Source organism: Actinophytocola sp. (assembly GCF_045807065.1).
Lineage (GTDB): Bacteria > Actinomycetota > Actinomycetes > Mycobacteriales > Pseudonocardiaceae > Actinophytocola.
Map to the genome: position 1 here is coordinate 1 of NZ_JBJMIE010000597.1, position 7858 is coordinate 7858.

The window sequence follows — 7858 nt, forward strand, 5'->3', positions numbered from 1 at the left end:
AACCCGTCGAGTGGCCGGCGAACGGCCACCCGCGGCGGGCCGGCATCTCGTCGTTCGGCATCGGCGGCACCAACGCCCACGTGATCATCGAGGAGCCCCCCGCCCCTGCCGAGCGGCCGGCGACCCCCGCCCTGCCGATCACGCCCTGGCTGGTGTCGGCCAAGACAGCGGCCGCCGCGCGGGCCCAGGCCGCACGCCTGCGGACCGTCGACCTCGACCCCGCCGACGTCGGGTACACGCTGGCCACGAAGCGGGCCAGGTTCGACCACCGCGTGGTGCTGAACGGCTCGGGTGCCGAGCTGGCCGCCGGCCGTCGTTCCGACGGCAGGCTCGCCTTCCTCTTCACCGGTCAGGGCGCGCAGCGAACCGGCATGGGGCGGGAACTGTACGAGACGTTCCCGGCGTTCGCGGCGGCCTTCGACGAGGTCTGCGTCCACCTCGACCCGGGCCTGCGTGCGGTGATCACCTCCGGCGAGGGCCTGGACGAGACCGGCAACACCCAACCGGCGCTCTTCGCGATCGAGGTCGCCCTCTTCAGGCTGCTGGAGTCGTGGGGTCTCAGGCCGGATTTCGTGGCGGGTCATTCGATCGGTGAGTTGGCCGCGGCGCATGTGTCCGGTGTGTTCTCCCTGGAGGACGCGGCGCGATTGGTGACGGCGCGGGGTCGGCTGATGCAGGCTCTGCCGGCGGGTGGTGCGATGATCGCCGTCCAGGCCAGTGAGGACGAGGTCACCCCGCACCTCACCGACACGGTCGGGATCGGTGCGATCAACGGACCCGATTCGGTGGTGATCTCCGGTGCCGCCGAGGACGTGCGGGCCGTTGCCGCGATCTTCGCCGGGCAGGGTCGCAAGACCAAGCAGCTCACCGTCTCCCACGCCTTCCACTCGCCCCTGATGGAACCCATGCTCGACGAGTTCCGTACCGTCGCGGAGAGCATCTCCTACGCGGAGCCGCAGATCCCGGTCATCTCCACCGTCACCCCCGACGGCACGTGGACCGACCCCGAATACTGGGTCAACCAGGTTCGCTCGGCCGTCCGCTTCGCCGACGCCGTCACCGCGCTCGTCGAGCAGGGCGTGACGACGTTCGTCGAACTGGGGCCGGACGGCGTGCTCACCGCGCTGGGGCGAGCCGTCGCGGAGGCGGAGTTCGTCGCCACCCTGCGCACGGGCCGCGACGAGGTCCAGACCATGGCCGCCGCCCTGGCCACCCTCGCCGTGCGGAGCGACGCCATCGACTGGCACGCCTTCTACGCCGGCGCGAAGCAGGTCACGCTGCCCACCTACGCCTTCCAGCACGGCCACTACTGGCTCATGCCCGGCACCGGCACCGCCGACGTCACCGCCGCCGGCCTCGGCGCCGCCGAGCACCCGCTGCTCGGCGCGGTCGTCGACGTCGCCGGGAGCGAGGGCGTGCTGCTCACCGGTCGGCTCTCGCTCAGGACCCACCCGTGGCTGGCCGACCACGCCGTCGCCGGCACCGTGCTCGTGCCCGGCGCGGCCCTGGTCGAGATGGCACTGCACGCCGGTGCCCGCGTCGACCGCGACGGCATCGAGGAGCTGACCCTCCAGGCGCCGCTCGTGCTCCCGGACACCGGCGCGGTCGTCGTCCAGGTGGCCGTCGACGCGGACCAGACCGTGACTGTCCACTCGCGACCCGAGGACGGTCAGGACTGGACCCGGCACGCCAGCGGCCGGCTGACCGACGCCGACCCCGCGGCCGTGGCGCTCACCGAATGGCCCCCGCCGGGCGCGTCCCCCGTGTCCACATCGGACCTCTACGACGAGCTGGCCGGCATCGGCCTCGAGTACGGGCCCGCGTTCCAGGGCCTCCAGAATGTGTGGCGGCGCGGCGAGGACGTCTTCGCCGAGGTCGCCCTCGACGAGGCACAGGCCACGCACGCCGGCCGGTTCCGCCTGCACCCGGCACTGCTCGACTCGTCCCTGCACGCCCTGCTGGCCGCGGCGACGGGACAGCGGCGGCTCGCGCTCCCGTTCTCCTGGCACGACGTCACGGTGACGGCGACCGGCGCGACCACCCTGCGCGTGAAGATCAGCGGGAACGGCGACGCCTACACCCTCGACCTGGCGGACGACACCGGCGCACCCGTGGCCCGCGTCGGCGCGCTGGCCGTCCGGCCGGTCACCCCGGAACAGCTCGCCGTCGCGGGGTCGGCGGAACGCAACCTGTTCGAACTGACCTGGGTCGGCGTCGACGCGGGGGAGGGCGAGCCCGTCGAGGCGGTCATCGAACACATCGCCGGCGCCGGCGATGTCCCCGGCGCCGCACGGGAGACCGCCCGCCGGGCGCTGGCGCTCGTCCAGGAGTGGCTGGCCGAGGACCGGCCGGAGCGGCTCGTGCTGGTCACCACCGGCGCGGTCGCGGTCGAGCCCGGTGAGGACGTCACCGACGTGGCCGCCGCCGCGGTGTGGGGCCTCGTCCGGACCGCCCAGTCCGAGCAGCCGAACCGGTTCGTGCTGGTCGACACGGACGACGAGAGTGCCGTGCGCGCGGCCGTCGCCACCGGGGAGGCGCAGGTCGCGGTCCGCGGCGGCAGGCTGTACGTCCCGCGTCTCGTGCGCGGCCGGCCCACCGCCCCGGCGCCCACCCCGAACCCGGACGGCACCGTGCTGATCACCGGCGGCACCGGCGGCCTCGGCGCGCTGCTCGCCCGCCACCTCGTGACCACACACGGCGTGCGCCACCTGCTCCTGCTCAGCAGGCGTGGCTCGGGTGCGCCGGGCGTGCCCGCGCTGACCGAGGACCTGACCGGACTCGGCGCGGCGGTCACCGTGGCCGCGTGTGACGTGACCGACCGGGCCGCGCTCGCCGCCGTGCTCGACGCGGTCCCCGCCGAGCACCCGCTGACCGGCGTCGTCCACGCCGCGGGCGTGCTCGACGACGGCACCGTCGACACCCTCACCCCCGAGCGCCTCGACCGGGTACTGGCGCCGAAGGTCGACGCCGCGGTCACCCTGCACGAGCTGGTCGGCGACGTCGAGTTGTTCGTCCTGTTCTCCTCGGTCGCCGGACTGCTGGGCGGCCCGGGACAGGCGAACTACGCGGCCGCCAACAGCGTGCTGGACGCGCTGGCGGCACACCGCCGGGCACAGGGCCGGGCGGCGCTGTCGCTCGCGTGGGGCCTGTGGGCGCAGGCCAGCGACCTGACCGGCGAGCTGTCTGAACTGGACCTGGCCCGGCTCAACCGCAGCGGTTTCGGCGCGCTGTCCACCGGGGAAGGGCTGGCGTTGTTCGACAGCGCGACCCGCGTGGCCGCCGCGCTGGCCGTGCCGGTGAAGCTCGACCCGGTGGCGCTGCGCAAGTCCGGCACGGACCTGCCGGTGCTGCGCGGGTTGGTCCGCGTCCCGGCCAGGCGGGCCGCGAAGGCCGACGTCGCCGCGCTGGTCGACCGCCTCACCGGCCTGCCGCCGGCCGACCGGCTGCCCGCGGTGCTCGACCTGGTGCGCACCGAGGTGGCGACCGTCCTCGCCCACGGCTCCGCCGACGCGGTCACCGAGCAGGCGTTCAAGGACCTCGGGTTCGACTCCCTGACCGCGGTCGAGCTGCGCAACCGGATCAACACCGCGACCGGCCTGCGACTGCCGGCCACGCTCGTGTTCGACTACCCGACCCCGGAGGCACTGGCGGAGCACGTGCTGGCGTCACTGCTGACCGACCCGGCCGCCGAGGCGCCCAAGGTGGACGAGGACGCGCTGCGCCGCACCCTTGCCACGGTGCCCGTGGACCGCTTCCGCGAGGCGGGCATCCTCGACACCCTGCTGTCCCTGGTGGACACCGGTTCCGCGGCGGAACCGGCGCCGGCACGCGACCTCGACAGCATGGACGTCGACGACCTGATCAAGCGTGCCCTGGGCAAGGCTTCCTAGCCTTACCACCAAGAGAGGCCGCGCGGCGGGAGCCGCGCGGCCTCTCTCGTGTGGTGATGAGGGCGTTTCGGGTCAGCTGACGGTGATGGTCGCGTGCTCGCGTTCCGCGTGGGCCTTGATGTTCAGCAGCTGCTTGCGCATCATGATCCAGTCGACCATGCCCAGCGGGCGGCCGACGGCGTTGGGGCCGTTGAAGATCGTGCGGGCGACCAGCCGCGTGCCCGTCCCCTCCGGACGCACCGCGTACGTCGTGGCGACGTTCTTGTTGCTGATGGTCACGTGGTCGTCCCGCTCGAAGCAGGCCAGGGTGAACAGTCGCATGAACCGCTGGCCCACCTCCAGGTCGACCAGCTCCGGCGTGCGCTCCCGGGGGCTGCGCTTGCCGAAGTTGTCGAGCCAGTCGTAGCTGTAGGGCGCCAGGCGGATCTGGCAGAGCCACGCCCACACCAACGACGGCGGGGCGTCGACGGAAACGGCGCGGTCGGCCGCCAGCCCGTCCGGGTAAATGTCGTCACAGGGCAGCTTCGCAGCGCGTTCCTCGGCTGTCGCGCCCCACACCTCTCCAGGGAAAACCATGTGTCAATGATCCCGTATCCCGCGCTTTTCGGTCACTACCACCGAGTGCGATTCCAGTGCGCCGCACCGGCGCGATTACCGGTCGATTACCGTGCCCGCGATAAGGTTTTTCCGCGTGACGTGACAAACGACCGGAGGTGGCGCGCGTGAAAATCGCGGTGAAAGGTCCGACCTGGAACTTCGTCCAGCACCTGCTCGAGATGTCGATCGCCATGGTCGTCGGCATGTTCGCGCTCGGCCTGCCGCTCAAGGCGCTCTTCGACGCCGTCGGCTGGTCGTTCCTCAACGACTACACGGTGCCGATGACGCTGGTCATGGCGACCACCATGTCGATCGGCATGGCCGTGTGGATGCGCATCCGCGGTTGCGGCTGGCCGGCCATCCTGGAGATGTCGCTGGCCATGTACATCCCGTTCGTCGCCATGTACCCGTTCTACTGGGCCGGACTCGTCTCGGAAATGGCCATCATGGTTGTCGGGCACGTGCTGATGGTCCCGGCGATGGTCGTCGCGATGCTGTTCCGGCTCGACGAGTACACCGGTTCCCACGCGCACCACAGGCACAGCGAAGAAGTCGAGGACGTGCCCGCCGGCGTGAACTAGTCACCGGCGCGACATGACGAATTCACGTTCCCGCCCGATCCCACTCATCTCTTGCACCTGAACGAGTGGCCGACGGTTGACCGAGCACGACGGCGACTGGGAGCGTGGAAGCACTCGTTCACTCCAGGTTTTTCTGTCAGGGGCGTAGGTAATCATGTTCACTGCCATCGGTCGCTTCGCCGCCACCCGCTCCCGCGGGATTCTCATCACGGCCCTGATCGTGCTGATCGGCGCTGCCGCGGTGGGTTTCACGGCCTTCGGCAAGCTCAAGCCGGGAGGCTTCACCGACCCGGCCGCGGAATCCTCGAAGGTCCAGAACGTCATCGACGACCAGTTCGGCGGCGACGTGGACGTCGTGGCGATGATCACCGCGCGCACGGGCACGGTCGACGACGAGGACGTGCGCACCCCCGCCGCTGACCTGGCCGGCCGCATCGCGGACGACCCCGCGGTCTCGTCCTCGGTGTCCTACTGGGAGACGAAGGCGCCGGGCCTGCGCTCCGACGACGGCAGGCACGCGCTGATCGTGATCAAGCTCGTGCACGACGACCAGGACGCGACCGAGAAGTTCACCGACAGGTACCTCACCGGGCCGCGAACGTCGTACACGCTGGCGTTCGGCGGACTGAAGATGTTGGACGTCGAAAGCGGAGTGGAGATCGGCAAGTCGCTGGCGCTGGCCGAGGGCATCGCCGTGCCGATCATCCTCGTCCTGCTGATCTTCGCGTTCGGCAGCCTCGTCGCCGCGTCGCTGCCGCTGCTCATCGGCGCGGTCACGGTGTTCGGCACGTTCGCGGCCCTGTCCGGGATCGCGTCGGCGACGGACGTGTCGATCTACTCGATCAACCTGACCACCGCGCTGAGCCTGGGCCTCGCCGTGGACTACGCGCTGCTGATGGTGAGCCGGTTCCGCGAGGAGCTGACCGCGGGCCGGCCGGTGCCGGACGCGGTGGTGCGGACCGTGCGGACGGCCGGCCGGACCATCGTGTTCAGTGGTCTGACCGTGGCGGTGGCGCTGGCCGTGCTGACGGTGTTCCCGCTGTACTTCCTGCGTTCCTTCGCGTACTCGGGCATCGCGGTGGTGCTGATCGCGATGATCACGTCGATCGTGGTGCTGCCCGCGCTGCTCACGGTGTTGGGATACCGCGTGAACGCGGGCCGCCTGCCGTGGTTCAAGAAGACGCCGAGTGCGGTGTCCCCGTTCTGGCGCAGGGTGGCCGCTGTGGTGACCGCCCACCCGGTCCTGTGCGCGCTGCCGGTGATCGCGGTGCTGCTGGTCGGTGCCAGCCCGCTACTGAAGGCCGAGTTCGGCACCCCGGACGACCGGGTGCTGACGACCGCCACCCAGACCAGGCAGGTGGGCGACACGCTCCGCGCGCACTTCCCGGACGACAGCAGCAGTGCGATCCAGGTGATCGTGCCGAGCGCGGTGTCACCGACGCGAGTGGCCGAGTACGCGGCCGAGCTGTCGCGGCTGCCCGACGTGGCCCGGGTGGACTCGAGCGCCGGGTCGTTCATCAACGGCGCGACATCCGGCGCCACGCCGGCGGACGCGGCGATGGGCAGGCCGACGGTGCAGCGTTTCGCGGTGGTCACCCGCGACGAGTCCCGCTCGGACGGTGCGCAGGCGTTGGTCAAGACCATTCGTTCGACCACCGGACCCGCCCAGATTCTGGTGGGTGGACCGGCCGCGGTGCTGTTGGACAGCAAGGACGCGATCGGCAGTCGCCTGCCGCTCACCGCCGGGTTGATCGCGCTGTCCACGTTCGTCCTGTTGTTCTTGTTCACCGGTAGCGTGCTGCAGCCGATCCGCGCGTTGGTGTTCAACGTGCTGGGCCTGTCGGCGACGATCGGTGTGATGGTGCTGATCTTCCAGCACGGATGGCTTTCGGACTTCCTGGGCTTCACCCCGATGCCGTTGGACACGAGCATGTTGATGCTGCTGTTCTGCATCGCGTTCGGGTTGTCGATGGACTACGAGGTGTTCGTGCTGAGCCGGATCAAGGAGGGGCACGATCTCGGGCTGGACCGGCGGGCCGCGGTGGTGGAGGGGCTGTCCCACACCGGGCGGATCGTGTCGACGGCTGCCGTGTTGATCGCGGTGAACTTCTTCGCCTTCGGTACGGGTGGGGTGAGTTTCCTGCAGATGTTCGGGTTGGGCGCCGGGTTGGCGATCATGATCGACGCAACGTTGATTCGTGGGGTGTTGGTGCCGGCCGGGATGCGGTTGCTGGGTAGGGCTGCCTGGTGGTCGCCCAAGCCGTTGCGGTGGCTGCACGGGAAGATCGGGCTCAGCGAGTCGGGGGCGGGGGATACGGAGCCCGCTGAGGAGAAGAAGGCGCGCGTTCCGGTGGCCTGAGCGTCAGGTTTCGAGGAGCCCCTCTGAGACGTTGGTGTCTCAGAGGGGCTCCTCGTGTGTGGGACTTCGGTGGCTTTGGTGATGCGGGCCTCGTCCTCGGTGTTCGGTGGCGGCGGTGCGCGTCCTTGGGTGTCCCGTGGGTTCTGTGCCGCCTGCCTCGTGCCGGGTGTTCGGGTGGTTGGTGGTGCGCGCTGCGTCCTTGGTGTTCGGTGGTGGTGGCGGGATTGTACGGGCGGCGACTCACGCGTCAAGGGCGCCTTCGGCGTCGGGCTCCGCCCGATGACGGCCTGGCGGCCGTCACCCTTGACCCGCGAGCCTCCGCCGCCCTGGGCAGGCCCCTTCGGGGGCAGGCTGGCGCCGGCCTGCCTTGCCCCCGCCACCACCACCGAACTGCCTTGGGGGGAGGTCTGTTTCGCCACCCTGGCCACAGG

Annotated in this window: 4 protein-coding genes; 3 read left to right on the forward strand and 1 reads right to left on the reverse strand. The window is 70.8% G+C overall.

Annotated elements, in window-relative coordinates; all coding sequences use genetic code 11:
• Positions 1 to 3890, forward strand: a 3890-nt coding sequence (locus tag ACJ73U_RS34990; RefSeq protein WP_407782041.1) for an SDR family NAD(P)-dependent oxidoreductase, incomplete at its 5' end; no start/stop codon positions are given.
• Positions 3891 to 3962: 72 nt separating this feature from the next.
• On the opposite strand, the gene ACJ73U_RS34995 is transcribed toward ACJ73U_RS34990, so the two are convergent.
• Positions 3963 to 4466, reverse strand: coding sequence for a polyketide cyclase (locus ACJ73U_RS34995; RefSeq protein WP_407782042.1), 504 nt, complete (start codon positions 4464 to 4466; stop codon positions 3963 to 3965).
• A 146-nt stretch (positions 4467 to 4612) separates the two neighbouring features.
• On the opposite strand from ACJ73U_RS34995, the gene ACJ73U_RS35000 reads away from it, so the two are divergent.
• Together ACJ73U_RS35000 and ACJ73U_RS35005 are read left to right on the forward strand one after the other, a co-directional pair.
• Entirely contained in the window at positions 4613 to 5068 is a 456-nt protein-coding gene (locus tag ACJ73U_RS35000; protein WP_407782043.1) for a hypothetical protein, read from the forward strand.
• Between the two features lie 154 nt (positions 5069 to 5222).
• Positions 5223 to 7427: an MMPL family transporter gene (locus tag ACJ73U_RS35005; protein ID WP_407782044.1), complete on the forward strand. Its 2205-nt coding sequence runs from the start codon at positions 5223 to 5225 to the stop codon at positions 7425 to 7427.
• Positions 7428 to 7858: the final 431 nt, after the last annotated feature.

What these genes read in the sequence shown, in the direction of transcription:
- ACJ73U_RS35005 (WP_407782044.1), top strand. Translation starts at nt 5,223, where the DNA reads ATGTTCACTGCCATCGGTCGCTTCGCCGCCACCCGCTCCCGCGGGATT.
- ACJ73U_RS34995 (WP_407782042.1), bottom strand. Translation starts at nt 4,466, where the DNA reads ATGGTTTTCCCTGGAGAGGTGTGGGGCGCGACAGCCGAGGAACGCGCT.